Origin of the sequence: Enterobacter sp. ECC-175, from assembly GCF_043968675.1 — a bacterium.
In the GTDB taxonomy this organism is placed as follows: domain Bacteria; phylum Pseudomonadota; class Gammaproteobacteria; order Enterobacterales; family Enterobacteriaceae; genus Enterobacter.
The window spans coordinates 3362205-3386868 of the sequence record NZ_CP143776.1; the positions used below are offsets into that span (position 1 = coordinate 3362205).

Below are 24664 nucleotides of genomic sequence, written 5' to 3' on the forward strand. Positions count from 1 at the left end.
AAAGACTTTAGAAATCAATTTTGAAAAAATTACATCACCTTGATTTTAAAGAATTTTAATTTCAAAAAAGGATTTAAAGCCATAAATTACGCCTAATTCTGCGGGCTATTTTGGTCTTTATTTGCCCGCGCTCAAGGCGTACTTTTCTTGCGGTTTTTATCCTTCAAATATATTCCCTTAAGGACAATCCTTTCATTTACTGCTTAATGCAGCGCCTATTCCTGGGATTATTTTTTTCTCTTATACGTAAACTTTTCGCTCAAGAGGCCGATAAGAGTCCTGAACTACTTTCGTATTTTAAGGAAAATATGCATGGCTACTATCAGTAACCTCGGGATAGGTTCTGCAGGACTCGGGGATTTATATAATCAGTTGGATGCGGCAGAAAGAACCAAGCTGACGACGATTACTTCCCAGCAATCGACGTATAACGCACAGTTAAGCGCTTACGGCAAGCTGCAGAGCGCCATGACTTCGCTGCAAACCGCGACCGCCGCGCTCGGTAAAACGGCCACCTGGAACTCCACGTCCGTGAGCAGCACCAACACGGCGTTCACCGCGACAACGGCGGCAAACGCCTCCGTGGGCACCTTTGTGGTAAACGTGAACCAGGTGGCGAAAGCGCAGGCGCTGACCACCGGCTCCTATGCCAGCAATACCGCACAGCTGGGCGACACTACGGGCACCACGCGCAAGATCACCATTACCCAGCCGGGCACCAAAACGCCGCTGGAAGTGAACGTCGCGGACGATGACACCTCGCTGGCCGGGATCGCCAGCGCGATCAACAAGGCCAACGGCAACGTGACGGCCAGCGTGATCAAAGCGAAGGACGGCGATTACCGCCTGATGCTGACCTCGAAAACCACCGGTACCGACGGTGAGATGACCATCAGCGTCACCGGCGACGACAAGCTGCAAAGCGCGATTGGCTACGACTCTACGGCGAAGACCGGCGGGCTGACGGTCAACACCCCGGCGCAGAACGCCATCGTGGTGGTGAACAACATTGAGATTGAGCGTCAATCCAACACCATTACCGACGCCCTGCCCGGCGTGACGTTTACGCTAAAAGCAGAAAGCAAAGCGGATGAAATGCTGGAAGTGTCGCGCGCGACCGACGCTAACCAGAAGGCGATTACCGACTGGGTAACGGCCTACAACTCGCTGCAGTCCACCATCAACAGCCTGACCAAATACGTGGCTGTCGATCCGGGCAAAGGCAGCCAGTCCTCCAGTAACGGCGCGCTGGTGGGCGACGCGAACGTGCGCGGCATTCAGTCCCAGCTGCGCGGCCTGCTGACCGAAGCGCAAAGCGGTTCGATCCAGATTATGGCGCAGCTCGGCATTACGCAGGACCCGACCAAGGCCGCGGACGGCACCGTCGGCAACCTGAAGGTCGACACGGATAAGCTGAAAAAAGCCCTGACGGATAACCCGGACGCCATCCAGCAGTACTTTATTGGCGACGGCAAAACCACCGGCATGGCCACTAAGATGAGCAAAACGCTGGATTCGATGCTGAGCACCAGCGTGGGCAACGCGGGCGTGATTCAGAACGCCAAAGACGGGATCAACAAAACGCTGAAAAGCCTTGGCGAGCGTTACGACGCGATGGAAGCGCAGATTGATGCCACCATGGCGCGTTACAAAGCGCAGTTCACCAGTCTGGACGTGTTAGTGACGAAAATGACCAACACCGCCAACTATTTGACCCAACAGTTCTCACAGAAATAATCGTTGTTTCAGGAGTGGATATGTATAGCACCTCTGGTGTTCAGTCCTATCAAAAGATAGGCGTTGAAAGTGCAGTGATGAATGCCAGTCCACACCAGCTGATCGTGATGTTGTTTGACGGGGCGCACAGCGCCCTTGTCCGCGCGCGCCTGTTTCTCGAGGCCGGACAAATTCGGGAAAAAGGCGAAGCCTTATCCAAAGCCATCAACATTATCGACAACGGGTTAAAAGCGGGGCTGAACATGGAGGTTGAAAGCGAGCTGTCCGGTAATCTTGCCTCCTTGTATGAATATATGGTTCGACGTTTGTTACACGCAAATGTGAGTAACGACGTAGACGCAATTGTTGAAGTCGAGGGTTTATTAAACAACATTGCGGATGCGTGGAAGCAAATAGGCCCCAATGCGTCCTCTATCTCAGGATAATTTTGATGAATATTCCCAGCGCAGCGCTTAGTCACTGGCATGCTTTGCATGCCCAGAGCATTGCTATGCTAAATCTTGCTCGTTCCGGCCAATGGGATGAGCTTATCGAGCAGGAAATGCATTACGTCCAACTGGTGGAGCGTATTTCGCAAAACCCCATCACGTCATGCCCCCCCGCTCAGGTTGAGCAAGCGCGTTTTCTGTTGGAGAAGATCCTCGAAAACGAGAACCAGCTTAAGGCCATGCTCAAGTCCCGCATGGACGAGCTGCGCAGCCTCATCGATCAAACCGGCAAACAGCAATCCGTTACGTCGACCTACGGAAAGCTGTCGGGGAATATTCTTTATCCAGAAAGTTTGACCCGCGACACACAATTATGATTTCTTCATCCATACTCCAGAAGTCAGCCAAACGGCTTCTGGAGCACGGACGATGAAAAACCCCACGCTATTACAATGCTTTCACTGGTACTACCCCACGGGCGGTGAACTGTGGCCTGAGGTCACGGCGCTTGCCCCCAACCTGAACGAAATCGGTATCAATATGGTCTGGCTACCCCCTGCGTATAAAGGCGCATCGGGCGGCTATTCCGTTGGATACGACTCCTACGATCTTTTCGATCTCGGCGAGTTCGACCAGAAGGGCAGCGTGGCCACCAAATACGGCGACAAAGCGCAGCTGCTGGAAGCCATCAGCGCCTTAAAGAGCAACGACATTGCGGTGCTGCTGGACGTGGTGGTGAACCACAAAATGGGCGCCGACGAAAAAGAACGGGTGCGCGTTCAGCGCGTGAACGAACAGGACCGCACGCAAATTGACGATGAAATCATCGAGTGCGAGGCCTGGACCCGCTACACCTTCCCGGTGCGCGCCGGGCAATACTCGCAGTTCGTCTGGGACTATAAATGCTTCAGCGGCATCGACCACATCGAAAACCCCAGCGAGGACGGCATCTTTAAAATCGTCAACGACTATACCGGCGAGGGCTGGAACGATCAGGTTGACGGTGAGATGGGCAACTTCGACTACCTGATGGGCGAGAACATCGATTTCCGCAACCACGCGGTCACCGAGGAGATCAAATACTGGGCGCGCTGGGTCATGGAGCAGACACAGTGCGACGGCTTCCGCCTGGATGCGGTCAAACACATTCCCGCCTGGTTCTACAAGGAGTGGATCGAGCACGTTCAGGAAGTGTCGGAAAAGCCGCTGTTCGTGGTGGCAGAATACTGGTCGCACGACGTCGGCGCGCTGAAGAACTATATCGACCAGGTTGAGGGCAAAACGATGCTGTTCGACGCCCCGCTGCAGATGAAGTTCCACGAGGCGTCGCGCATGGGCCGTGACTACGACATGAGCCAGATCTTTACCGGCACGCTGGTGGAAGCCGATCCGTTCCACGCCGTAACGCTGGTCGCCAACCACGACACCCAGCCGCTGCAGGCGCTGGAGGCTCCGGTCGAGGCCTGGTTCAAGCCGCTGGCCTACGCCCTGATCCTGCTGCGCGAAAACGGCGTGCCGAGCGTCTTTTATCCCGATCTGTTCGGCGCCAGCTATGACGACACCGGCGGCGACGGCGAGAGCTATCACATCGACATGCCGGTTATCGAGCAGCTGCACGAGCTGATCCTCGCCCGCCAGCGCTTCGCTCACGGCGTGCAGACGCTGTTCTTCGATCACCCCAACTGCATTGCCTTTAGCCGCAGCGGCACCGAGGACGACCCCGGCTGCGTGGTGGTGCTCTCCAACGGCGACGAGGGAGAAAAGGCGATTTGCCTGGGCGAGAACTATGGGAATAAAACGTGGCGAGATTTCCTCGGCAATCGCGAAGAGACCGTCACCACCGCGGCGGACGGCGAAGGCACCTTCACCTGCAACGGCGGCAGCGTCAGCGTGTGGGTGATTGAGGACGCGCTGTAATACTGGAAAAATGCGGGCTGATGCCCTCACCCCGGCCCTCTCCCTGAATGGAGAGGGAGTATTCTGTGCCAGGCTGTAATTTGTGGGGTTCCCTCACCCCACAGGGAGAGGACGCAAATACCAAAAACGGCAACAAGGTTGCCGTTTTGCGTTTACCTTCAGGGTAGTTGACTCTCCAGCGGGTTTTTGCTCAGGTAATCTGCGCACTCCACCGTTGGGCGGTCAACCCTGCGCAGCTCCATGCCGTCATACTCCAACAGCGAACCGTCTCGCTCGAGCGGATAAACGTCCAGCTTGCGGGTCACGTTGTAGTAGTCGTCTGAGCGCAGCATGATTTTACCCGGCACGGCGATCACGCGCTGCCACTGACGGCAGTCCAGCGTATCGCCCTCTTGCGTCACCACCAGCGTGGCGATCGCCTCCGGACTGACCAGGCTGCTCTGCGGCCCTGCCGACTGCCAGTAGCCCGCCAGGCTCGCCGGAGCCGGATGCTTAATCACGTCCTGGTAGTTATCCACCTGAGCACAGCCGGTCAACGCCAGCAGCGCGCCAACAATTGCTATCTTTTTCATCATCTTTCCTGCATGCGAAGAAAAAAATATTGTGGCATTAAAGCGATGGCGCCGCCAGCGTAAGTTCGACGGCTACACCTGCATGGACATCACTTCCTGGTACGCCGACACCAGCTTGTTGCGCACCTGGATGCCCATCTGCAGGGACACCGAGGATTTTTGCAAATCGGTCATCACATCGTTAAGCGCGACGCCCGGTTCGCCGAGGGTAAATTTCTCCGCCTGCGCGCGCGCCGCGGTCTGCGTGTCGCTGATGCGGTCCAGCGCAGCGTGCAGCTGGCCGGCAAAGCTGATGCTCTGCGGCTGTTCCGCCATGCTCTGGTTGCGGGCCGACATTGCCGTTGCCTGTAGCTGGCTGATAACCCCTTCGATGCCCTGTATAGCCATGACTCTCCCCTGAATGGTTTTTTACGCGGTCAAGACTAACAGCTTGTCAATAAGATAAAGGCGGTAAATAGCGTTAAAAAACCAGGTTATTTGACCCATAGAAAATCCGGAATCATCAAATAATGGCAGGGCCATCAGTATGGAACTTTTGTCGTGTTTGCCGACCCGGGAGTCAGTTTTGTTTCTCTACACGAATAACGTAAACCACCAGGATTTAAGAGGTGCGCAATGAGTGCAACAGCATCAACGGCGCCACAGAATAAATCAGCAGAGTGGATAAACCGCCTTCGCGCGAACCCTAAAATCCCGTTGATCGTGGCAGGCGCAGCCGCCATTGCGATCCTTGTAGCGATGGTCCTGTGGGCGAAAAGCCCTGATTACCGCACGCTTTACAGCAACCTCTCCGATCAGGATGGCGGCGCCATCGTCACCCAGCTGACCCAGATGAACGTCCCGTATCGCTTTGCCGATAACGGCGGTGCGCTGGAAGTGCCTGCCGATAAAGTGCATGAGCTTCGCCTGCGCCTGGCGCAGCAGGGCCTGCCGAAGGGCGGCGCGGTCGGCTTCGAGCTGCTGGATCAGGAAAAATTCGGCATCAGCCAGTTCAGCGAGCAGGTCAACTACCAGCGCGCCCTTGAAGGCGAGCTGGCGCGCACGATCGAAACCTTAGGCCCGGTGAAAGCCGCCCGCGTGCACCTGGCGATGCCAAAGCCGTCGCTGTTCGTGCGTGAGCAAAAATCACCGTCCGCTTCCGTGACCGTCAACCTCGAACCGGGGCGCGCCCTTGACGAGGGGCAAATCAGCGCGGTCACCCACCTGGTCTCCAGCGCGGTGGCGGGCCTGCCGCCGGGCAACGTCACGCTGGTCGATCAAAGCGGCCGCCTGCTAACCCAGAACAACAGCGCCGGGCGCGATCTTAACGACGCGCAGCTTAAATATGCCGCTGACGTTGAAGGCCGCCTCCAGCGCCGCATTGAAGCAATCCTCGGCCCGGTTGTCGGCAACAATAACGTCCACGCGCAGGTGACGGCGCAGATCGACTTTGCCAATAAAGAGCAGACCGAAGAGCAGTACAGCCCGAACGGCAACCCGTCTCAGGCGGTGATGCGCTCTCGCCAGGTGAATGAAAACGAGCAGGTTGGCGGCCCTTACCCGGGCGGCGTGCCGGGCGCGCTCTCCAACCAGCCTGCCCCGGCTAACTCGGCGCCGATCTCTACGCCTCCGGCCAACCCGCAGAACGGCCAGCAAAACAACCCGCAGACGACCTCGACGGCGAACGCCTCCGGCCCGCGCACCAGCAGCCGAAATGAAACCACCAACTACGAAGTCGACCGCACGATTCGCCATACCAAGCTAAACGTGGGCGACGTTCAGCGCCTCTCCGTGGCCGTGGTCGTGAACTACAAAACCCTGCCGGACGGCAAGCCGCTGCCGCTGACCGCCGAGCAGATGAAGCAGATCGAGGACCTGACCCGCGAGGCGATGGGCTATTCCGAGAAGCGCGGCGATACCCTCAACGTGGTCAATTCGCCGTTCACCACCACGGACGAGTCCGGCGGCGAGCTGCCGTTCTGGCAACAGCAGGCGTTTATCGACCAGCTGATCGCGGCGGGCCGCTGGCTGCTGGTGCTGATCGTGGCGTGGCTGCTGTGGCGTAAGGGCATTCGCCCGCAGCTGCAGCGCCGCGCTGAAGCCGAGAAGGCCGCGCTGGAGCAGATGAGCTCCCGCCAGGAAACGGAAGACGCGGTTGAAGTGCGCCTCAGCAAAGATGAACAAATGCAGCAGCGCCGCGCCAACCAGCGCATGGGCGCCGAGGTGATGAGCCAGCGCATTCGCGAAATGTCAGATAACGATCCGCGCGTCGTCGCGCTGGTCATCCGCCAGTGGATGGGTAACGAACATGAGTAATACGCTTACGGGCACCGATAAAAGCGTCATCCTGCTGATGACCATTGGCGAAGATCGCGCGGCGGAGGTGTTTAAGCACCTCTCCCAGCGCGAGGTGCAGATCCTCAGCGCGGCGATGGCAAACGTCCGCCAAATCTCCAACAAGCAGCTGACGGACGTGCTGTCCGAGTTTGAACAGGAAGCCGAGCAGTTTGCCGCGCTCAACATCAACGCCAACGACTACCTGCGCTCCGTGCTGGTCAAGGCGCTGGGTGAAGAGCGGGCCGCCAGCCTGCTGGAAGACATTCTGGAAACCCGCGATACCGCCAGCGGCATCGAGACGCTCAACTTTATGGAGCCGCAGAGCGCCGCCGACCTTATCCGCGACGAGCACCCGCAGATCATCGCCACCATCCTGGTTCACCTCAAGCGCGGCCAGGCGGCGGACATTCTGGCCCTGTTCGACGAGCGCCTGCGCCACGACGTGATGCTGCGTATCGCCACCTTCGGCGGCGTGCAGCCTGCCGCGCTGGCAGAGCTGACCGAGGTGCTGAACAACCTGCTCGACGGCCAGAACCTCAAGCGCAGCAAAATGGGCGGCGTGAGAACCGCGGCAGAGATCATCAACCTGATGAAAACCCAGCAGGAAGAGGCGGTCATTACGGCCGTTCGCGAGTTCGACGGCGAGCTGGCGCAGAAAATTATCGACGAGATGTTCCTGTTCGAAAATCTGGTCGAAGTGGACGACCGCAGCATCCAGCGCCTGCTTCAGGAAGTGGATTCCGAATCCCTGCTTATTGCCCTCAAGGGCGCCGAGCAGCCGCTGCGCGAGAAGTTCCTGCGCAACATGTCCCAGCGTGCGGCGGATATCCTGCGCGACGACCTGGCCAACCGCGGACCGGTGCGTCTGTCTCAGGTGGAAAACGAGCAGAAAGCGATCCTGCTTATCGTTCGTCGCCTGGCGGAAACCGGCGAGATGGTAATCGGCAGCGGAGACGACACCTATGTCTAACGAGCTGTCCTGGACCCGCTGGACGCCCGACGATCTGGCCCCTCCCCTGACGGAGTTCACTCCGGCGATCGTCAAGGCCGACGCGGGTGAAGATGAGGCCGACGCGCCCGAGCTGAGCGAAGAAGAACAGCGCGCGCAGATGCTGGCGCAGCTGCAGATGCAGGCCCATGAACAGGGCTATAACGCCGGCCTCAGCGAAGGCCGGCAGAAAGGCCACGAGCAGGGCTACCAGGAAGGGCTGGCGCAGGGGCTGGAGCACGGTGCCGAGCAGGCCCGCCAGCAGCAGGCGCCGATCCACGCCCGCATGCAGCAGCTGGTCAGCGAATTTCAGAACACCCTCGACGCGCTGGACAGCGTGATTGCCTCCCGCCTGATGCAGATGGCGCTGGAGGCCGCGCGTCAGGTGATCGGCCAGACGCCGTGCGTCGACAACTCGGCGCTGATCAAGCAGATCCAGGGCCTGCTCCAGCAGGAGCCGCTGTTCAGCGGCAAGCCGCAGCTGCGCGTGCATCCTGATGATTTACAGCGCGTTGAGGAGAGCCTCGGCGCAACCTTAAGCCTGCACGGCTGGCGGCTGCGCGGCGATCCGTCGCTGCACCACGGCGGCTGCAAGGTTTCGGCAGATGAAGGCGATCTTGACGCCAGCGTGGCGACCCGCTGGCAGGAACTGTGCCGCCTGGCCGCGCCGGGAGTCGTCTGATGACCGCTCGCCTGACCCGCTGGCTTAACACGCTCGACAACTTTGAAACGAAGATGGCGCAGCTGCCCGCCGTGCGCCGCTACGGCCGCCTGACGCGCGCCACCGGGCTGGTGCTGGAAGCCACCGGGCTTCAGCTGCCGCTGGGGGCAACCTGCGTGATTGAGCGTCAGGACGGGCTGGAGACGCGCGAAGTGGAAAGCGAGGTGGTCGGCTTTAACGGCCAGCGCCTGTTCCTGATGCCGCTCGAAGAGGTGGAAGGCATTCTGCCCGGCGCGCGAGTCTACGCCAAAAACATGAGCGGCGACGGCCTGCAGAGCGGCAAGCAGCTTCCGCTCGGCCCCGCCCTGCTCGGCCGCGTGCTGGACGGCAGCGGCAAGCCGCTCGACGGCCTGCCCGCACCGGACACTACCGAAACCGGCGCGCTGATTACGCAGCCGTTTAACCCGCTGCAGCGCACCGCCATTGAGCACGTGCTCGATACCGGCGTGCGCCCAATTAATGCCCTGCTCACGGTAGGCCGCGGGCAGCGCATGGGCCTGTTCGCGGGCTCCGGCGTCGGTAAGTCGGTCCTGCTCGGCATGATGGCGCGCTATACCCAGGCGGACGTGATCGTCGTGGGGCTGATCGGCGAGCGCGGGCGCGAAGTAAAAGACTTTATCGAGAACATTCTCGGCGCGGACGGCCGCGCCCGCTCGGTGGTGATCGCCGCCCCGGCGGACGTGTCGCCGCTGCTGCGCATGCAGGGCGCCGCCTACGCCACGCGCATTGCGGAAGATTTCCGCGACCGCGGCCAGCACGTCCTGCTGATCATGGATTCCCTGACCCGCTACGCGATGGCACAGCGTGAAATTGCCCTCGCCATCGGCGAGCCGCCGGCCACCAAAGGCTACCCGCCTTCGGTCTTCGCCAAGCTGCCCGCTCTGGTAGAGCGCGCGGGGAACGGCATCAGCGGCGGCGGCTCCATCACCGCGTTTTATACCGTGCTGACCGAAGGCGATGACCAGCAGGACCCGATCGCCGACTCCGCGCGCGCGATCCTCGACGGCCACATCGTGCTCTCGCGGCGCCTGGCCGAGGCCGGGCACTACCCGGCCATTGATATTGAAGCGTCGATCAGCCGCGCGATGACGGCGCTGATTACCGAGAAGCACTACGCCCGCGTGCGTAACTTCAAGCAGCTGCTTTCCAGCTTCCAGCGCAACCGCGATCTGGTCAGCGTCGGGGCGTACGCCAAAGGCAGCGATCCGATGCTCGACAAGGCGATTGCCCTCTGGCCGCAGCTGGAGGCGTTTTTGCAACAGGGTATTTTTGAACGTGCCGACTGGGAGGACTCTCTCCAGGCTCTGGAGCTGATTTTCCCGCAGATGTAACACAGGTGGAGGGCGAAGGTTATGGCGCAAAACAGCGCGTTATCAACGCTAAAAGATCTGGCTGAAAAAGAGGTGGAGGATGCCGCGCTGCAGCTTGGTGCAATGCGGCGCGGATGCCAGCAGGCCGAAGAGCAGCTGAAGATGCTGATCGACTATCAGCACGAGTATCGCACCAACCTTAATACCGACATGACGCAGGGCATTGGCAGCCAGCGCTGGATTAACTATCAGCAGTTTATCCAGACGCTTGAAAAGGCGATTGAGCAGCACCGCCAGCAGCTGCACCAGTGGACTGAAAAAGTGGACACCGCGCTCACCTTCTGGCGCGAGAAAAAACAGCGGCTGCAGGCGTGGCAAACCCTACAGGACCGGCAGGTGGCCGCCACGACCCTGGCGGAAAACCGTCTGGATCAGAAGAAAATGGATGAGTTTGCCCAGCGCGCATCAATGAGGAAACCGGAATGATCACACTACAACAGCTGCTGATGACCGACAGCGACCTGCCTGGCGGCGCGCCAGCGGGGAAAGGCGCCGAGGCCGCGCAGGATTTTCTCTCCCTGCTCGCGGGCGCGCTGACGGAGGCGACCGGCCAGGACAAGGATGCGCCGCTCACCCTGGCCGACCTGAAGGCCGCCGGGAGCAGGCTATCGAGCGCCACGGATAAAGACGGCGACGCCTCGCTGCAGGCGAAGCTTGCGGATCTCCTCTCGCGCCAGGAGAGCCTGCCTGAACATGGCGCATCGCCAACGGATGCGCTGCAAGGCCTGGTGTCCGGTTTAGCGCCCGCCGCACACGGCGACGCGCTGAAGTCTCTGACGCAGGCGGTAGCGAAAGATGACGGCAAAACCGACCTGACCGACGAAGAGCTGGCGGGGCTCAGCGCGCTGATGGCGATGCTGCCGCACCAGCAGGCGGCAATGGCGGTGCCTACCGCGCCGACCACCCGCGCCGAGGGCGTGAGCGCGCGGGCGCAGGTTTCGCCGGGACTGGCCCAGCAGACCGCGCTGAACGGTGCTTCTGCGGATCATGAAAAGGCGCAGGCTGGCTATCAGCCTCTGGCGCAGAGTGCGGACAACGCGCTGCCTGCGGCGGCCCCGGCGGTTGCCGCGGCGGACAAGCCGGACGTCGCCAGCGCGGCCACGTCCACAAGCCCGACCGCCACCCTGGCGCCGGTAATGGGCAGCCATTCCGTGCCGCAGGCCGCCGCCACCGTTGCCACCGCCCCCGTGCTGAGCCAGCCGCTCGGCACCGGCGAATGGCAGCAGGCGCTCGGCCAGCACATTACGCTGTTCACGAAGCAGGGCCAGCAGACCGCCGAGCTGCGCCTGCACCCGGAAGATCTGGGCCAGGTCCACATCTCCCTCAAGCTGGACGATAACCAGGCCCAGCTGCAGATGGTTTCCCCGCACAGCCACGTGCGCGCCGCGCTGGAAGCCGCGCTGCCGGTGCTGCGCACCCAGCTGGCTGAAAGCGGCATTCAGCTTTCGCAGAGCAGCGTCAGCAGCGAGAGCTTTGCCGGGCAGCAGCAGTCCTCTTCCCAGCACCAGCAGCAGGCGTCGCGCTCCGGCCAACAGGGCGGATTTGGCGATGACGCCGACGAGCTGCTGCCGACCCCGACCGCCCTGCAATCCGCCGCGCGCGGTAGCGGCGCCGTCGATATCTTCGCCTAAACGCCAGAGGTAGCGTGATTATCCCCGTCTTTTCCACGCTTTGACGCGGACAGGACACGGGATAATCACCGTATTAGCTGTACCGAAACAGGAAGCTCGTATCAGATGACAGACTCCGCTATCACCAAAAAAAGCAAGCGTTCCATCTGGATCCCGCTGCTGGTGTTGATCACGCTCGCGGCCTGCGCCACCGCTGGCTATAGTTACTGGCGTATGCAGCAGGAACCTTCAACCGCTGCGGCCAAAGCCGAAGCGCCTCCTCCGCCCGCGCCGGTCTTCTTTGCGCTTGATACCTTTACGGTTAACCTGGGCGATGCGGACCGCGTGCTGTACGTCGGCATTACGCTGCGCCTGAAAGACGAAGCGACCCGCGCGCGCCTGAACGACTATCTTCCGGAAGTGCGTAGCCGCCTGCTGCTGCTGTTCTCTCGTCAGGACGCCTCTACGCTTGCCACCGATGACGGCAAGCAAAAGCTGGTCGAGGCCATTAAGCAGACGCTGGCAACGCCGCTGGTTAACGGTCAACCTAAGCAGGAAGTCACTGACGTTCTGTACACAGCTTTCATTCTGCGGTAACGACATGGGCGACAGCATTCTTTCTCAGGCAGAAATCGACGCGCTGCTCAACGGCGACAGCGATAAAACCGACGATCCGCAACCGGGTCTGAGCGGCGACGACAATATTCGTCCCTACGATCCCAATACCCAGCGCCGCGTGGTGCGCGAGCGCCTGCAGGCGCTGGAGATCATCAACGAACGCTTTGCGCGTCAGTTCCGTATGGGGCTGTTTAACCTGCTGCGCCGTAGCCCGGACATTACCGTCGGCGCGATCCGCATCCAGCCCTACCACGAGTTTGCCCGCAACCTGCCGGTGCCGACCAACCTTAACCTGATTCACCTGAAGCCGCTGCGCGGCACCGGGCTGGTGGTGTTTTCCCCAAGCCTGGTGTTCATTGCGGTGGATAACCTGTTCGGCGGCGACGGTCGTTTCCCGACCAAGGTTGAAGGTCGCGAGTTTACCCACACCGAGCAGCGCGTCATTAACCGCATGCTGAAGCTGGCGCTGGAGTCCTACAGCGACGCGTGGAAGGCGATCAACCCGCTTGAAGTGGAGTACGTGCGTTCCGAGATGCAGGTGAAATTCACCAATATCACCACTTCCCCGAACGATATCGTGGTGAACACGCCGTTCCACGTGGAGATCGGCAACCTGACCGGCGAGTTCAACATCTGCCTGCCGTTCAGCATGATCGAACCGCTGCGCGAGCTGCTGGTGAACCCGCCGCTGGAGAACTCCCGCCACGAGGATCAGAACTGGCGCGAAAACCTGGTGCGCCAGGTGCAGCATTCCCAGCTGGAGCTGGTGGCGAACTTCGCCGATATCTCCATGCGGCTCTCGCAGATCCTGAAATTACAACCCGGCGACGTGCTGCCGATAGACAAACCCGACCGCATCATTGCCCATGTGGATGGAGTACCGGTACTGACCAGCCAGTACGGCACCATTAACGGTCAGTACGCGCTACGCGTTGAGCACTTGATCAACCCGATTTTAAATTCGCTGAATGAGGAACAGCCCAAATGAGTGACATGAACAATCCGTCCGATGAGAACAGCGGAGCACTGGACGATCTGTGGGCTGACGCGTTAAACGAGCAGAAAACGACCCCGAGCAAAAGCGCGGCGGACGCCGTGTTCCAGCAGTTAGGCGGCGGCGACGTGAGCGGCACGCTTCAGGATATCGATCTGATTATGGATATTCCGGTAAAGCTGACCGTTGAGCTGGGCCGCACCCGGATGACCATCAAAGAGCTGCTGCGCCTGACGCAGGGTTCCGTGGTGGCGCTTGACGGGCTGGCCGGCGAGCCGCTGGATATCCTGATTAACGGCTATCTGATTGCGCAGGGTGAAGTGGTGGTGGTGGCCGATAAATACGGCGTGCGCATCACCGACATCATCACCCCGTCTGAACGTATGCGTCGCCTGAGCCGCTAAGCATGAAAACCCAGGCAACCGTATCGCAGCCCTCCGCCGTTCCGGGCTCACCGCTGCTTCAGGTGAGCGGCGCGCTGTTCGGTATTATTGCCTTCATTCTTATCGCCGCGTGGCTGGCGAAGCGCTTTGGCCTGGCGGGCAAAACCGCCGCCGCGCGCGGCCTGAAGGTCAGCGCCAGCGCCTCGCTGGGGCCGCGCGAGCGCGTGGTTATCGTTGACGTTGAAGACGCGCGCCTGGTGCTGGGCGTCACCGCCTCGAACATTAACCTGCTGCATACCCTGCCGCCTGCCCCCGCCGCCGAAGATGCGCCGGCAGAAAACCCGGCAGATTTTCAGTCCGTCATGAAGAGTTTGCTTAAGCGTTCCGGGAGATCGTAATGCGCCGTTTGTTGTCCCTTTCGCTTGCGGGCGTTGGCCTGTTTGCTCCCGCCGTCTACGCACAGCTGCCCGGCCTGGTCTCCACCCCGCTCGCCGGAGGCGGCCAGAGCTGGTCGCTGCCCGTTCAGACGCTGGTTTTCATTACCTCGCTGACCTTTATTCCGGCCATTTTGCTGATGATGACCAGCTTTACCCGCATCATTATCGTGTTTGGCCTGCTGCGAAACGCGCTCGGCACGCCCTCGGCCCCGCCTAACCAGGTGCTGCTGGGCCTGGCCCTGTTTCTGACCTTTTTTATTATGTCCCCGGTCATCGACAAGATTTATACCGACGCCTACCAGCCCTTCAGCGAAGACAAGATCTCGATGCAGGAGGCGCTGGACAAGGGCGCACAGCCGCTGCGCGAGTTTATGCTGCGCCAGACGCGCGAAGCGGATTTGGCCCTGTTTGCGCGCCTGGCGAATACGGGCGAAATTCAGGGGCCGGAAGCCGTGCCGATGCGCATTCTGCTGCCCGCCTACGTGACCAGCGAGCTGAAAACCGCGTTTCAGATCGGCTTTACCATTTTCATTCCGTTCCTGATCATCGACCTGGTCATTGCCAGCGTCCTGATGGCGCTGGGGATGATGATGGTGCCCCCGGCCACCATCGCCCTGCCCTTTAAGATCATGCTGTTCGTGCTGGTTGACGGCTGGCAGCTGCTGGTGAGTTCGCTGGCGCAAAGTTTCTACAGCTGAGGAGCGCGAAATGACGCCAGAATCGGTCATGATGATGGGCACGGAAGCGATGAAAGTCGCGATTGCCGTCGCCGCCCCGCTGCTCCTCGTTGCGCTTGTCACCGGCCTTATCATCAGTATCCTGCAGGCCGCCACGCAGATTAACGAAATGACGCTGTCGTTTATTCCGAAAATTATCGCCGTCTTTGTGGCGATTGTCGTCGCCGGGCCGTGGATGCTCAACCTGCTGCTGGACTATATGCGCAACCTGTTTACTAACCTGCCGTACATCATCGGCTGATAATACGATGCTGCACTTCACCAGCGATCAATGGATGCAGTGGCTCGGCCTGTACTTCTGGCCGATGCTGCGCGTGCTGGCGCTTATTTCAACGGCCCCCATTCTGAGCGAGAAGGCCATTCCCAAGCGCGTCAAGCTGGGCTTGGGGATCATCATCACCGTCATCATTGCCCCGTCGCTGCCGCCGGTGAATATTCCTATTTTTTCCGCCAACGCGGTATGGGTTGCCCTGCAGCAGGTGATGATCGGCGTGGCCGTAGGATTCACAATGCAGCTAGCCTTTGCCGCCGTGCGTACCGCCGGGGAGCTGATTGGCCTGCAGATGGGGCTGTCTTTCGCGACCTTCGTTGATCCGGGAAGCCACCTCAACATGCCCGTCATCGCCCGCATCATTGATATGCTGGCGATGCTGCTGTTTCTGTCGTTCAACGGCCATTTGTGGCTGATCTCCCTGCTGGTCGATACGTTCCACACCCTGCCGATTGGCGAAAACCCGGTAAACAGCAACGCGTTTCTGGCGCTGGTGCGCGCGGCGGGCCTGATTTTCCTCAACGGGCTAATGCTGGCGCTGCCGATCATCACCCTGCTGTTGACCGTCAACCTCTCATTAGGGCTGCTGAACAGAATGGCGCCGCAGCTTTCGGTATTTGTCATCGGTTTTCCGATTACCCTGATGGTCGGACTTTTATTACTGTCATTCCTGATGCCACTTATCGCCCCCTTCTGCGAACATTTATTCAGCGAGATATTCAACCTCTTAGCGGATATAGTCAGCGAATTGCCACGCAAATAATAAACCGCACTTTCTGCAATGTCTTTCTGAGGATATTCCTAAAATAAATCCTGAAAAACATCTACCAGGATATAACTGGTGCGGTTTAAATGTTTCTAACCACTTCACAATACTTAATATTTACTTTACTTTAAGAAGATTCCTGGCAAATTATACGTAACTTTACGGGATAGTGAGTGCCGCCTGAAAGTCTTTGTCATGCTCACAGGTTTATTACGTTTTTCCATCCCGTATGGCTGTTTATGAGCTCTCAGGCAGATGGTGAATTATCGTTACGCATTGAGTGAGGGTATGCCATGTCAACGATCATTATGGATTTATGCAGCTACACCCGGTTAGGGCTAACCGGGTATTTGGCAAGCAGAGGGGTACGAAAGAGAGAAATCAACGATGCGCACACCGTTGACGAACTTGCAGCCGCTTGTGAGGAGTTCAAGCCAGGCGTGGTGTTTATTAATGAGGACTGTTTCATACACGACCCAGCCAACAGTCAGAAAATTAAGCTAATCATTAATCAGCATCCGAAGACAATGTTTATTGTTTTTATGGCGATAGCCAATATTCACTTTGACGAATATTTGCTGGTCAGGAAAAATTTATTGATCAGCTCAAAATCGATAAAACCGGAGTCACTGGACGACATTTTGGGCGATTATTTGAATAAAGAAGTAAAAAATGTTGGGGTAGTTAACTTGCCCACCCTGTCATTAAGTAGAACTGAATCAAGCATGTTGCGTATGTGGATGGCCGGACAAGGTACTATTCAGATTTCCGATCAGATGAATATCAAAGCCAAGACCGTTTCATCGCACAAAGGAAATATTAAAAGGAAAATTAAAACCCATAATAAGCAAGTCATATATCATGTAGTGCGCCTGACCGATAATGTGACGAATGGGATATTCGTTAATATGCGCTGATCGGCTTTTTACCTGCTGTCCCCTACCTTCTATCTCTGGCCTGGCCAGAGATTTTTGCTATTTATCGTTCGCTACCGGCGTCGGGCGTGTACCCGACATCGCGCTATTCGGCCATTTCGACAAAGATACCGTCCGGATGCCCCAGCTCGTTAAAGAACCAGATGCCCATCGGGTAGTCTTCCAGCGAGACCAGGTACATGGTGCCTTCACTAAACTCTTCAATCGCCAGCACGACGCCCGGGCGGCGCGGTCCGCCGTCCGTTTTAACAGTAACCCGATCGTTGACCTTCATAGATTCCTCCTGTGGTTTTGAGCCAGTGTAGAACAAAACGCATTAACTGACACCGTTCTCCCGGCGCGAATGGCGTTTTTCTGCGCGGTCTATACTGTGTAGGACATGCTTAACGGAGGTAACTGCAATGAAGACCGATAAAGAGTACAGCGACACCATCAAACGTGAGGTTGAAGTGGACGTCGATGCCCTGCTTGCCGCGATCAATGAGATCAGCGAGTCCGAGGTGCGTCGAACGGAGGATGGCTCTGACCGGGTCATTGTCAACGGGAGGGACTATCACACCTATCGCGAGCTGGCCGAGGCCTTTGAGCTCGATATTCATGATTTCAGCGTCTCTGAAACGAACCGCTGAGGCGAAAAAAATCCCGGCCATGGGTATGACCGGGATGAAACTTGCTTATGCAAGAAGCACTTGAAAATTCGTTACACCAGGAAATCCGATGCAGCAGCCACAGTATCCTCTACCAATATGGCTGACAAGCATATATTCTTTTCGTGAATGTATAACTTATCGCCAGTCATTTTCCTAAAAGAGAGAAGTGCGCGCAGAATGCGGGCCTCACGAGACGAGCTAAGAATTTTCGCCAACTTAACGGCAATTTTTTAGGAATAATCTTAATAAGCCTCACCTCATGCATCAGCGTTTCTTATGCTTTCCCCTCATCGCGCCAGACCACCCGGTTGCGCCCCCGCTGTTTGGCCTGATACAGCCTGTCGTCAGCAATCGATTGGAGCTGCTCGAAGCTATAGTTGCCCTTTTCATGCGCGCAGCTTACGCCAAACGATGCGCTGATGCGGATCGTGGTGCTCTTTTTCACGAGGATCTCTTTGGCGTCAATGCGCATGCGTATCCGCTCGGCAATCGTCGCCGCTTCCGCAAGCGCAATGCCCGGCAGGACCACGCAAAACTCTTCTCCCCCAACGCGTCCTGCTACGTCGTTGTCGCGCAGCCCGCTGGCGATGATGCCCGCGGCGTGGGACAGCACCTTATCCCCCGCCTGGTGGCCGAAGCGGTCGTTGATGCCCTTGAAGTGGTCGAGGTCGATCTGAATAACGGAGAACGGCCGCGACTGCTTCTGGCACTTTTCCCCCAGAATTTTCGCCTGCTCGAACAGCGCGCCGCGGTTATTGAGGCGCGTGAGCGGGTCGTGCCAGGCCTGCCACTGCAGCGAGTGCTGAAGCGTGTACATGTTGCTGACCATCCGGCGAATAACCAGCCACGAGATCAGCAGCATCGCGGTGAATAAGGCCCACAGCAGCGCCAGCACGATGCTGATGCTGCCGAAATCGCCGCGCACGCCTTCATCCAGCGTGTGGACGCGCAGCATGACCCCGTCAAAGTGATCCAGCCGCTCCCAGCTGACGAAGCGGCTGCCCAGGCGCACGCCGCCTTCGGTGTCACTTTCTATCGCATGGGCAATCTGGGCCAGCTCCGCCGCGTCAAACGGGTTGATGCTGTCGGCTGACGGCGCTGAGGAGGCGATCAGCGACAGCCGGGTGTCGTAAAGCTGATATTCCCCTTCCGTACGATCGTCTACCGCATCCACCAGCAGGCGCCGTATGGTGTCGTTGGAAAAATCCATCGCCACCACGCCGTACCAGTAGTTATCGAAATAGACCGGCACGCTGGCGGTGATCGTTCCGGCATGCTGAGTCGAGGAGGCGAAAAACCAGCGTACGGCGCGGGCGCGGTTTTCGCGCTCTGACTGGAGGGTAAACCACGGCTGAGTGACAAACTGATAATAGCGAGACACCGCGTCGGCATTCTTCGCGGGGGTGTCGGTGGCGAGCCAAAAGCCGGCGCGGGAGACGTACATGCCGCGCGCTTCTTTTTTGACTGCCGACGAGGCCAGGCGCAGCAGATAGCCCACTTCCAGCGCGGCGGAAATTTCACGATCGATCCGCGCGTCGTCGCGGTTGAGAAGCGTCGTTTTGCTTACAAAGGCGTCGGACACGCCGTTAATCGGCAGCGTGCGGTTCTTATCAACCGCTAGCTGCCACGAGGCGCGAGTCCGCACTAGGTTGAAGCGCGAAACGGCATCCTGCAGCACGGCAAAGGCCAGCGGCGTTTGCAGCGCTTCGCCCATGCTCTTTCGGAAGAAAAGCAGCTTATCAACGCTGAACTGCAGCTGCCTGTCCAGCGAACTGGCGACCGTCTCAAGGTGATTGCGCTGGCTTGAGACGTACGCCCCCTCCAGCACCACGACTTCACGCCAGGTCAGAAGGGTTGAAAAAATGAGCACTACCAGAAAACAGAGATTAACAATCAGGCCGGGATTGCTGCGCTTACGCAGCCATTGCAGAACCGTTCGCTTCACGTCATAGGTATCGCGCTGCACACACACTCCCTGATTGCCATTTAACACCCCTTCACACGTACCCCGGACATGCGAAACCCGGCGGTATGATAGCCAGCCGTAAAAACGCCCGGCAAGCCGGGCGTCGCGTGATTAAGTCTTATCGTGCCTTTGCCCCGCGTCTCCCGGCTGAAGCTCATCTTCACGAAAAGCTTCCCGCTTGATGCCATAGCCATCGTGCCAGCGGCATTCCACCATTCCGCTGGCATACCCGGTCACGATCATGCTCGGGCCGCCATTCTTAGGCTTAACTTCATCACTGACCAAAAAGACCATACCTGCCTCCCGTATCAGGGTGAAACGTTTTCAATTTAGACGAGGAACGGCCTTTTTGCCTCCTTAGTAAGGTAACAATTAATGCGATGAGCCGCGCGCTTTTTCCACCAGGTTCACGGCGCCGACCACGATGCCGCCGATGATAAAGCCCAGAACCAAATTCAGCAGCGTAGGCAGAATCGAGGCCACAACCGCACCCTGGGAGGAGGCGAAATGCTCAATCGCATGGTGGAGCGGCGCAATCCCATGGACCACAATGCCGCCGCCCACCAGGAACATGGCTAAAGTTCCGACGACCGACAGGCTTTTCATCAGCCAGGGCGCCATCACCAGCAGGCCTTTGCCGATGCCCCGCGCCACGGCGCTTTTTTTCTGCTCCAGCCAGTAGCCCATATCGTCCAGCTTGACGATAACCCCCACCAGGCCGTACACCCCTATCGTCACCAGAATCGCAATGCCCGCCAGGATCAGCACCTGGTTAAGCAGCGGCGACTCGGAGACAATGCCGAGCGTGATCGCCACAATTTCCGCCGAGAGAATAAAATCGGTACGAATAGCGCCTTTGACCTTATCGCGCTCAAAGGTTTTCGGGTCCTGCGCGGCAAGCGACTCGAGGCGCTGCTGGCGCACCTCCGGCGTGTCGCTCTCCTTACGGGAAGACAGCGTATGCACCACCTTCTCGACCCCTTCGTAGCATAAAAATGCGCCGCCAATCATCAGCAGCGGCGTGATGGCCCAGGGGATAAAGGCGCTGATCAGCAGCGCCAGCGGCACGAGGATCACCTTATTGAGCAATGAGCCCTTCGCCACGGCCCACACGACGGGCAGCTCGCGGTTCGCCCGCACGCCGCTCACCTGCTGGGCGTTCAGCGATAAATCATCGCCCAGCACGCCGGCCGTTTTCTTGGCGGCCAGTTTTCCCATGACGGAAATATCGTCCAGCAAGGTGGCAATATCGTCCAGTAATGTTAATAAGCTACTTCCTGCCAAAATCACTATCCTTCTTTTTTTAGTAATGACATGAATAGTATGGAGCAAAAGCGGCAACCCGGAAACAGGCACATTAAGTCAACATAAAATTCACATCTCGCGCCAGTTAAAGCACTCGCCAGCCCGATAGTTTTGGCGTTTACTATGAGCGACCTTTTTATTCCGTCGTGAGGGACTATGCGTTTTCGGCAATTATTACCGCTCATTGGGGCACTTTTTTCGCTGTATATCATTTGGGGTTCCACCTATTTCGTTATTCGCATCGGCGTAGAAAGCTGGCCGCCGCTGCTGATGGCCGGCGTGCGTTTTCTTTCCGCCGGGATCGTGCTGCTGGCCTTTCTGCTGCTTCGCGGCCACAGGCTCCCGCCGCTTCGCCCGATGCTGAACGCCGCCCTGATTGGCCTGCTGCTGCTGGCGGTCGGCAACGGGTTCGTCACCATTGCGGAGCACCGCAACGTGCCCTCCGGCATCGCGGCGGTGGTGGTGGCGACCGTACCGCTGTTTACGCTCTGCTTTAGCCGCCTGTTTGGCATTCGTACCCGCAAGCTGGAGTGGCTGGGCATTGCTATCGGGCTTGCCGGGATCGTGATGCTGAACAGCGGTGGCAACCTAAGCGGCAACCCGTGGGGCGCGGTGATTATTCTGATCGGCTCGATGAGCTGGGCGTTTGGGTCCGTGTACGGCTCGCGCATTGCGCTGCCGACCGGGATGATGGCGGGAGCGATTGAGATGCTGGCGGCAGGCATCGTGCTGCTTATCGCCTCGCTGCTGACCGGTGAAAAGCTGACGGCGATGCCGCCGCTTTCGGGCTTCCTCGCCGTGGGCTATCTGGCGCTGTTTGGCTCGGTGATCGCCATCAACGCCTATATGTTCCTGATCCGCAACGTCTCCCCCGCCGTCGCCACCAGCTACGCCTACGTTAACCCGGTTGTTGCCGTGCTGCTGGGAACCGGTTTTGCCGGTGAAACGCTCTCCACCATCGAATGGCTGGCGCTGGGAGTAATCGTGTTTGCGGTGGTGCTGGTGACGCTGGGCAAATACCTGCTGCCCGCGAAGCCGGTGGTGACGCCCTGTGAGGTTAAGAAATCGTAACCGGGTGAATGCCCTGCGTGTCGATCTGCGCGGCCTGACCGCCGCCGCAGATCCACTCTTCCAGGCGCTCCGCCAGCGCCGCATCCTTCAGCTTTAACTTCCCGCGCAGCGCGCACTCCCACACCACCAGTACCCGCCAGCCCTGCGCGATCAGCGCGGCGGTATCGCGGGCGTCGCGCGCCACGTTCTTGCCAATCTTCTCCAGCCAGAAGTCGGTGCGCGTCGCCGGCACCTTGAAGAGGTAGCAGTCGTGATGATGCCAGAAGCAGCCGTGGGTAAAGATGATGCACCGATAGTCATCGACAACGAAATCGGGACGTCCGGCGAGCGCCTTGTCCTGCACGCGATAGGTAAACCCGGCCTGGGTCAGCAGGCCCGCAAGGCGCTTTTCAATCGCGGTGTCGCGCGTGCCGATGGCACGCATGTTTTTACTGCGCGTGGCTTTATTATGCACGTCCGTCATTGACGGCCTCGCGCGCGCGCAGCGCCACGGCCTGCGCAATCCGCGAGGCCAGCAGCTTAGCCACCGCGGCGAACGCGGGCACAACCACGGAGTTACCAAACTGGCGGTAGGCCTGCGTGTCCGACACCGGAATGCGGAAGCTGTAGCCGTTCGGCGTTTCGAACCCCATCAGTCGCGCACACTCTCGCGGCGTAAGGCGGCGCGGGCGGTGAAGCTGGTTTTGCGGATCGTCAAAATCCTTCTCGCCGAGCGCCTTATCCCAACCCCGGTCGATGAGGATTTCGGCCCCGTCCTTGTAGTAGCGCGCCGACAGCGTGCGCGTGACGCTGTGCGGATCGGTGGGATCGACCATCCCGAAGCCAAAGCCGTTCCCCTTCGCCTGATGCTTTTTGGCATAGCGGTAGAGGTATTTCCACAGCACCGGAGTCAGAATAAATTTCGCGTCAACGGCAGGCTCCAGCAGATCGGCCACCGTCGGACGGCGCGCGGGATACAGCGCCGGAATATCGCGCAGGGTAAAATCGCCCTTCAGGTTCAGATCGCGACGGAACCCCACCAGCACGATGCGCTCCCGGTGCTGCGGCAGGAAATGCTTGCCGTCGATGATTTTCGGGTCGTCGGCGCCCATATGCTCGGCATCGGCCACGTCGTAGCCCAGCTCGTCCAGCGTTTGCATAATGATGCGGAAGGTTTTACCGCCGTCGTGGCTTTTCAGGTTCTTCACGTTCTCAAGCACGAAAATGGGCGGACGACGCGCGTCGATGATGCGCACGACGTCAAAAAAAAGCGTGCCCTGCGTGTCGCAGGCAAAGCCGTGCGCGCGGCCCAGCGCGTTTTTCTTCGATACGCCCGCCAGCGAAAACGGCTGACACGGAAAGCCCGCCAGCAGAACGTCGTGCGCCGGAATCGCCTTGCGAATATGCTCTGCGGCCTCCTCATCGCTGACGCCGCTTTTATGGCTCAGGGTCACGTCGCGGATATCGGCGTTGAAGCGGTGCTCCAGCGGGTCGCAGTACCAGTTGGCCTTGTAGGTGCGCACCGCGTGCTTGTTCCACTCGCTGGTAAAGACGCACTGGCCTCCGATGGCCTCAAACCCGTGACGGATACCGCCAATGCCCGCAAAGAGATCGATAAAACGGAAGGCGTAATGAGGGTGCGCGGCAGACGGGCGCGGAAGCAGGTGCTGCAGATAGCGGAACTCACCTTCGCTCAGGCGATGCCCCGCGCGGTCGCTGGTGAGCAGTCTTTTGAGAATGGCGGGGCTCCAGTGGCTCTCGCCGTGCGCCTCGAGCTGGTTTGCCAGAGTTTTGGCATCATAAATATCCAGCAGCTGGCGCAGCAAGGCCTGCACCGTCGCCGTTGATTTCACCACCCGCTCGGACGCGGGCTCCATCACTGTGTGTAATTCCTGCATTCTCTCAACCGCACAATATAGACTGAAAACAGAGTAACACAGTTCAGGATATCAAACTGTGGCGAAAGCGGCTCAGCACCCGGCCATCAACGCCCAGGCAGTCCCCCTGCAATTCTGCGCTGAGTTTGGCCATAAAGTGAATCAGAAAATCGGCATTGTGGCGCGCCAGCTCGCGCCCGGCAGGCGTCTGCATCGTTTCGGGCAGGCGCAGCAGCTTCGTCTGGAAATGATCGAGCGCGTACGCGGCATCATTCAATTCCCGCGCGTCGGCGAAGGGATCGACGGCGTCGAACAGCGGCACGCCCAGCGCGCCCGACACGGCAAAGACGCGCGCGAGGCCGATCGCCCCAAGCGCTTCCAGCCGATCGGCATCCTGCACGATTTTGGCTTCAGGCGTGACGGGCGCAATGCCCGCGCTAAAGCTATGCGCTTCGATGGCGTGCTCCACGGCGGCATAGGCCTCGACGGGGAAATCCGGGAAATCACGCCTGAGTATGTCGCGCGTTTTCCGCGCCGCCAGCTGCGAGGAGCGGCTGCGCTGCGGGTGATTTTTCGGCAGGCTCACGATGTCATGAAAATAGCAGGCGGTAAGGGTCACCAGCGGATCGGCCGCCTGGTCACCCATGATTTTCTGCGCCGTCATCCAGACGCGTCGAAAGTGAGAAATATCATGCGCGCTGTCGTCCGTCGCATGGTGTTGCTCAAGCCAGCCTTCAAAGCGGTGTTGCCACTGCGCAAGTTCCATCGTTATGCCTCGCGAGTAAAAGAAGTACGATAACAATATTCATCCGGGCTGACACTCAGAGAAATTCATCGCGACGACATTATTCTTGATGGCGTATTTTCCTCAGGTCTTGAAATTTTAATTAGGATATTCTCATTTAATTAAGGATTTTCTATCACACGCTGCAAGGCATGACGAAAATTATCTTACCCGCTGAGCAAAGCGCCTGTAAAAATATAATCACCGAAGAAATAACAACTCAAAGACGCAT

The 24664-nt window shown here is 58.8% G+C and carries 29 protein-coding genes; 20 read left to right on the forward strand and 9 right to left on the reverse strand.

The features are described from left to right. Positions 1-312 precede the first annotated feature (312 nt). The 4 genes from fliD to amyA are packed head-to-tail and all read left to right on the forward strand — an operon-like array spanning position 313 to position 4082. Positions 313-1737, forward strand: coding sequence for a flagellar filament capping protein FliD (gene fliD / locus V1599_RS16040; RefSeq protein ID WP_395300409.1), 1425 nt, complete (start codon positions 313-315; stop codon positions 1735-1737). 20 nt (positions 1738-1757) lie between these two features. Next, positions 1758-2162: a flagellar export chaperone FliS gene (fliS, locus tag V1599_RS16045; RefSeq protein WP_112010603.1), complete on the forward strand. Its 405-nt coding sequence runs from the start codon at positions 1758-1760 to the stop codon at positions 2160-2162. 5 nt (positions 2163-2167) lie between these two features. Continuing rightward, positions 2168-2542: a flagella biosynthesis regulatory protein FliT gene (gene fliT / locus V1599_RS16050; RefSeq protein WP_112010602.1), complete on the forward strand. Its 375-nt coding sequence runs from the start codon at positions 2168-2170 to the stop codon at positions 2540-2542. Positions 2543-2594: 52 nt separating this feature from the next. After that, entirely contained in the window at positions 2595-4082 is a 1488-nt protein-coding gene (gene amyA, locus V1599_RS16055) for an alpha-amylase (protein ID WP_395300410.1), read from the forward strand. Between the two features lie 158 nt (positions 4083-4240). Here amyA and yedD read toward each other — a convergent pair whose 3' ends face one another. Then, positions 4241-4654, reverse strand: coding sequence for a lipoprotein YedD (gene yedD / locus V1599_RS16060; protein ID WP_112010600.1), 414 nt, complete (start codon positions 4652-4654; stop codon positions 4241-4243). A 72-nt stretch (positions 4655-4726) separates the two neighbouring features. Continuing rightward, positions 4727-5041 carry a flagellar hook-basal body complex protein FliE gene (gene fliE / locus V1599_RS16065; protein WP_112010599.1) on the reverse strand — a complete coding sequence of 105 codons (315 nt, stop codon included), beginning with the start codon at positions 5039-5041 and terminating at the stop codon, positions 4727-4729. Positions 5042-5269: 228 nt separating this feature from the next. Between fliE and fliF the strand changes: the two genes are divergently transcribed. The 14 genes from fliF (at position 5270) to rcsA (ending at position 16782) form a co-directional block, all read left to right on the forward strand. Continuing rightward, complete coding sequence (gene fliF / locus V1599_RS16070; protein WP_395300411.1) at positions 5270-6949, forward strand: flagellar basal-body MS-ring/collar protein FliF; 1680 nt, start codon at positions 5270-5272, stop codon at positions 6947-6949. Beyond that, positions 6942-7940 (forward strand): flagellar motor switch protein FliG, encoded by a 999-nt coding sequence (gene fliG / locus V1599_RS16075; RefSeq protein ID WP_112010597.1) that lies wholly within the window; start codon positions 6942-6944, stop codon positions 7938-7940. Before fliF ends, fliG begins: the two co-directional genes overlap by 8 nt. After that, positions 7933-8640, forward strand: a complete 708-nt coding sequence (gene fliH, locus V1599_RS16080; RefSeq protein ID WP_112010596.1) for a flagellar assembly protein FliH — start codon at positions 7933-7935, stop codon at positions 8638-8640. Before fliG ends, fliH begins: the two co-directional genes overlap by 8 nt. Then, positions 8640-10010, forward strand: coding sequence for a flagellar protein export ATPase FliI (gene fliI / locus V1599_RS16085; RefSeq protein ID WP_395300412.1), 1371 nt, complete (start codon positions 8640-8642; stop codon positions 10008-10010). Before fliH ends, fliI begins: the two co-directional genes overlap by 1 nt. 21 nt (positions 10011-10031) lie before the next feature. Beyond that, entirely contained in the window at positions 10032-10475 is a 444-nt protein-coding gene (gene fliJ / locus V1599_RS16090; RefSeq protein ID WP_112010594.1) for a flagellar export protein FliJ, read from the forward strand. After that, positions 10472-11680 carry a flagellar hook length control protein FliK gene (gene fliK / locus V1599_RS16095; RefSeq protein ID WP_395300413.1) on the forward strand — a complete coding sequence of 403 codons (1209 nt, stop codon included), beginning with the start codon at positions 10472-10474 and terminating at the stop codon, positions 11678-11680. The genes fliJ and fliK overlap by 4 nt, the downstream gene beginning before the upstream one ends. A gap of 105 nt (positions 11681-11785) precedes the next feature. Then, positions 11786-12256, forward strand: coding sequence for a flagellar basal body-associated protein FliL (gene fliL / locus V1599_RS16100; protein WP_395300414.1), 471 nt, complete (start codon positions 11786-11788; stop codon positions 12254-12256). 4 nt (positions 12257-12260) lie between these two features. Beyond that, positions 12261-13265: a flagellar motor switch protein FliM gene (gene fliM, locus V1599_RS16105; protein ID WP_112010591.1), complete on the forward strand. Its 1005-nt coding sequence runs from the start codon at positions 12261-12263 to the stop codon at positions 13263-13265. Beyond that, positions 13262-13675 (forward strand): flagellar motor switch protein FliN, encoded by a 414-nt coding sequence (gene fliN / locus V1599_RS16110; protein WP_101737389.1) that lies wholly within the window; start codon positions 13262-13264, stop codon positions 13673-13675. The genes fliM and fliN overlap by 4 nt, the downstream gene beginning before the upstream one ends. A 2-nt stretch (positions 13676-13677) precedes the next feature. Further along, the gene (fliO, locus tag V1599_RS16115; RefSeq protein WP_112010590.1) at positions 13678-14052 is read left to right on the forward strand and encodes a flagellar biosynthetic protein FliO; all 375 of its coding nucleotides are present in this window, start codon (positions 13678-13680) and stop codon (positions 14050-14052) included. Further along, positions 14052-14789 carry a flagellar type III secretion system pore protein FliP gene (fliP, locus tag V1599_RS16120; RefSeq protein ID WP_112010589.1) on the forward strand — a complete coding sequence of 246 codons (738 nt, stop codon included), beginning with the start codon at positions 14052-14054 and terminating at the stop codon, positions 14787-14789. Before fliO ends, fliP begins: the two co-directional genes overlap by 1 nt. Positions 14790-14799: 10 nt before the next feature. Continuing rightward, positions 14800-15069 carry a flagellar biosynthesis protein FliQ gene (gene fliQ / locus V1599_RS16125; protein ID WP_112010588.1) on the forward strand — a complete coding sequence of 90 codons (270 nt, stop codon included), beginning with the start codon at positions 14800-14802 and terminating at the stop codon, positions 15067-15069. Between the two features lie 7 nt (positions 15070-15076). After that, positions 15077-15862, forward strand: coding sequence for a flagellar biosynthetic protein FliR (gene fliR / locus V1599_RS16130; RefSeq protein ID WP_395300415.1), 786 nt, complete (start codon positions 15077-15079; stop codon positions 15860-15862). A 296-nt stretch (positions 15863-16158) separates the two neighbouring features. Further along, positions 16159-16782: a transcriptional regulator RcsA gene (gene rcsA / locus V1599_RS16135; protein ID WP_112010586.1), complete on the forward strand. Its 624-nt coding sequence runs from the start codon at positions 16159-16161 to the stop codon at positions 16780-16782. Between the two features lie 103 nt (positions 16783-16885). Here rcsA and dsrB read toward each other — a convergent pair whose 3' ends face one another. Then, positions 16886-17074, reverse strand: coding sequence for a protein DsrB (gene dsrB / locus V1599_RS16140; protein WP_395300416.1), 189 nt, complete (start codon positions 17072-17074; stop codon positions 16886-16888). A gap of 127 nt (positions 17075-17201) precedes the next feature. Here dsrB and yodD point away from each other — a divergent pair, with 127 nt between their 5' ends. Continuing rightward, positions 17202-17429 carry a YodD family peroxide/acid resistance protein gene (yodD, locus tag V1599_RS16145; RefSeq protein WP_112010584.1) on the forward strand — a complete coding sequence of 76 codons (228 nt, stop codon included), beginning with the start codon at positions 17202-17204 and terminating at the stop codon, positions 17427-17429. A 295-nt stretch (positions 17430-17724) separates the two neighbouring features. Here yodD and dgcQ read toward each other — a convergent pair whose 3' ends face one another. From dgcQ to V1599_RS16160, 3 genes are all read right to left on the reverse strand, one after another. After that, the gene (dgcQ, locus tag V1599_RS16150; RefSeq protein WP_395300417.1) at positions 17725-19416 is read right to left on the reverse strand and encodes a cellulose biosynthesis regulator diguanylate cyclase DgcQ; all 1692 of its coding nucleotides are present in this window, start codon (positions 19414-19416) and stop codon (positions 17725-17727) included. Between the two features lie 111 nt (positions 19417-19527). Then, the gene (locus tag V1599_RS16155) at positions 19528-19710 is read right to left on the reverse strand and encodes a YodC family protein (protein WP_112010582.1); all 183 of its coding nucleotides are present in this window, start codon (positions 19708-19710) and stop codon (positions 19528-19530) included. 78 nt (positions 19711-19788) lie between these two features. Then, positions 19789-20706, reverse strand: coding sequence for a DUF808 domain-containing protein (locus V1599_RS16160; RefSeq protein ID WP_395300418.1), 918 nt, complete (start codon positions 20704-20706; stop codon positions 19789-19791). A 171-nt stretch (positions 20707-20877) separates the two neighbouring features. Between V1599_RS16160 and yedA the strand changes: the two genes are divergently transcribed. Then, positions 20878-21792 carry a drug/metabolite exporter YedA gene (gene yedA, locus V1599_RS16165; RefSeq protein WP_112010580.1) on the forward strand — a complete coding sequence of 305 codons (915 nt, stop codon included), beginning with the start codon at positions 20878-20880 and terminating at the stop codon, positions 21790-21792. Here the strand turns inward: yedA and V1599_RS16170 are convergent. From V1599_RS16170 to V1599_RS16180, 3 genes are read right to left on the reverse strand one after another with little or no spacing between them, the layout of a single operon-like run. Continuing rightward, positions 21779-22255, reverse strand: a complete 477-nt coding sequence (locus tag V1599_RS16170; protein WP_112010579.1) for a very short patch repair endonuclease — start codon at positions 22253-22255, stop codon at positions 21779-21781. The two genes, yedA and V1599_RS16170, sit on opposite strands and share 14 nt — an antisense overlap. Further along, on the reverse strand, positions 22239-23669 hold the full coding sequence (locus V1599_RS16175) for a DNA cytosine methyltransferase (RefSeq protein WP_112010578.1): 1431 nt from the start codon (positions 23667-23669) through the stop codon (positions 22239-22241). Before V1599_RS16175 ends, V1599_RS16170 begins: the two co-directional genes overlap by 17 nt. A gap of 43 nt (positions 23670-23712) precedes the next feature. After that, positions 23713-24414: a phosphohydrolase gene (locus tag V1599_RS16180; protein ID WP_112010577.1), complete on the reverse strand. Its 702-nt coding sequence runs from the start codon at positions 24412-24414 to the stop codon at positions 23713-23715. Positions 24415-24664: the final 250 nt, after the last annotated feature.

What these genes read in the sequence shown, in the direction of transcription:
- fliF (WP_395300411.1), top strand. Translation starts at nt 5,270, where the DNA reads ATGAGTGCAACAGCATCAACGGCGCCACAGAATAAATCAGCAGAGTGG.
- fliJ (WP_112010594.1), top strand. Translation starts at nt 10,032, where the DNA reads ATGGCGCAAAACAGCGCGTTATCAACGCTAAAAGATCTGGCTGAAAAA.
- fliR (WP_395300415.1), top strand. Translation starts at nt 15,077, where the DNA reads ATGCTGCACTTCACCAGCGATCAATGGATGCAGTGGCTCGGCCTGTAC.
- yedD (WP_112010600.1), bottom strand. Translation starts at nt 4,654, where the DNA reads ATGAAAAAGATAGCAATTGTTGGCGCGCTGCTGGCGTTGACCGGCTGT.
- fliT (WP_112010602.1), top strand. Translation starts at nt 2,168, where the DNA reads ATGAATATTCCCAGCGCAGCGCTTAGTCACTGGCATGCTTTGCATGCC.
- fliL (WP_395300414.1), top strand. Translation starts at nt 11,786, where the DNA reads ATGACAGACTCCGCTATCACCAAAAAAAGCAAGCGTTCCATCTGGATC.
- fliM (WP_112010591.1), top strand. Translation starts at nt 12,261, where the DNA reads ATGGGCGACAGCATTCTTTCTCAGGCAGAAATCGACGCGCTGCTCAAC.
- fliG (WP_112010597.1), top strand. Translation starts at nt 6,942, where the DNA reads ATGAGTAATACGCTTACGGGCACCGATAAAAGCGTCATCCTGCTGATG.
- fliN (WP_101737389.1), top strand. Translation starts at nt 13,262, where the DNA reads ATGAGTGACATGAACAATCCGTCCGATGAGAACAGCGGAGCACTGGAC.
- V1599_RS16170 (WP_112010579.1), bottom strand. Translation starts at nt 22,255, where the DNA reads ATGACGGACGTGCATAATAAAGCCACGCGCAGTAAAAACATGCGTGCC.
- V1599_RS16155 (WP_112010582.1), bottom strand. Translation starts at nt 19,710, where the DNA reads ATGGTCTTTTTGGTCAGTGATGAAGTTAAGCCTAAGAATGGCGGCCCG.
- V1599_RS16180 (WP_112010577.1), bottom strand. Translation starts at nt 24,414, where the DNA reads ATGGAACTTGCGCAGTGGCAACACCGCTTTGAAGGCTGGCTTGAGCAA.
- fliI (WP_395300412.1), top strand. Translation starts at nt 8,640, where the DNA reads ATGACCGCTCGCCTGACCCGCTGGCTTAACACGCTCGACAACTTTGAA.
- fliK (WP_395300413.1), top strand. Translation starts at nt 10,472, where the DNA reads ATGATCACACTACAACAGCTGCTGATGACCGACAGCGACCTGCCTGGC.
- fliQ (WP_112010588.1), top strand. Translation starts at nt 14,800, where the DNA reads ATGACGCCAGAATCGGTCATGATGATGGGCACGGAAGCGATGAAAGTC.
- dsrB (WP_395300416.1), bottom strand. Translation starts at nt 17,074, where the DNA reads ATGAAGGTCAACGATCGGGTTACTGTTAAAACGGACGGCGGACCGCGC.
- rcsA (WP_112010586.1), top strand. Translation starts at nt 16,159, where the DNA reads ATGTCAACGATCATTATGGATTTATGCAGCTACACCCGGTTAGGGCTA.
- fliE (WP_112010599.1), bottom strand. Translation starts at nt 5,041, where the DNA reads ATGGCTATACAGGGCATCGAAGGGGTTATCAGCCAGCTACAGGCAACG.
- fliD (WP_395300409.1), top strand. Translation starts at nt 313, where the DNA reads ATGGCTACTATCAGTAACCTCGGGATAGGTTCTGCAGGACTCGGGGAT.
- fliS (WP_112010603.1), top strand. Translation starts at nt 1,758, where the DNA reads ATGTATAGCACCTCTGGTGTTCAGTCCTATCAAAAGATAGGCGTTGAA.
- yodD (WP_112010584.1), top strand. Translation starts at nt 17,202, where the DNA reads ATGAAGACCGATAAAGAGTACAGCGACACCATCAAACGTGAGGTTGAA.
- fliH (WP_112010596.1), top strand. Translation starts at nt 7,933, where the DNA reads ATGTCTAACGAGCTGTCCTGGACCCGCTGGACGCCCGACGATCTGGCC.
- fliO (WP_112010590.1), top strand. Translation starts at nt 13,678, where the DNA reads ATGAAAACCCAGGCAACCGTATCGCAGCCCTCCGCCGTTCCGGGCTCA.
- fliP (WP_112010589.1), top strand. Translation starts at nt 14,052, where the DNA reads ATGCGCCGTTTGTTGTCCCTTTCGCTTGCGGGCGTTGGCCTGTTTGCT.
- amyA (WP_395300410.1), top strand. Translation starts at nt 2,595, where the DNA reads ATGAAAAACCCCACGCTATTACAATGCTTTCACTGGTACTACCCCACG.
- V1599_RS16175 (WP_112010578.1), bottom strand. Translation starts at nt 23,669, where the DNA reads ATGCAGGAATTACACACAGTGATGGAGCCCGCGTCCGAGCGGGTGGTG.
- yedA (WP_112010580.1), top strand. Translation starts at nt 20,878, where the DNA reads ATGCGTTTTCGGCAATTATTACCGCTCATTGGGGCACTTTTTTCGCTG.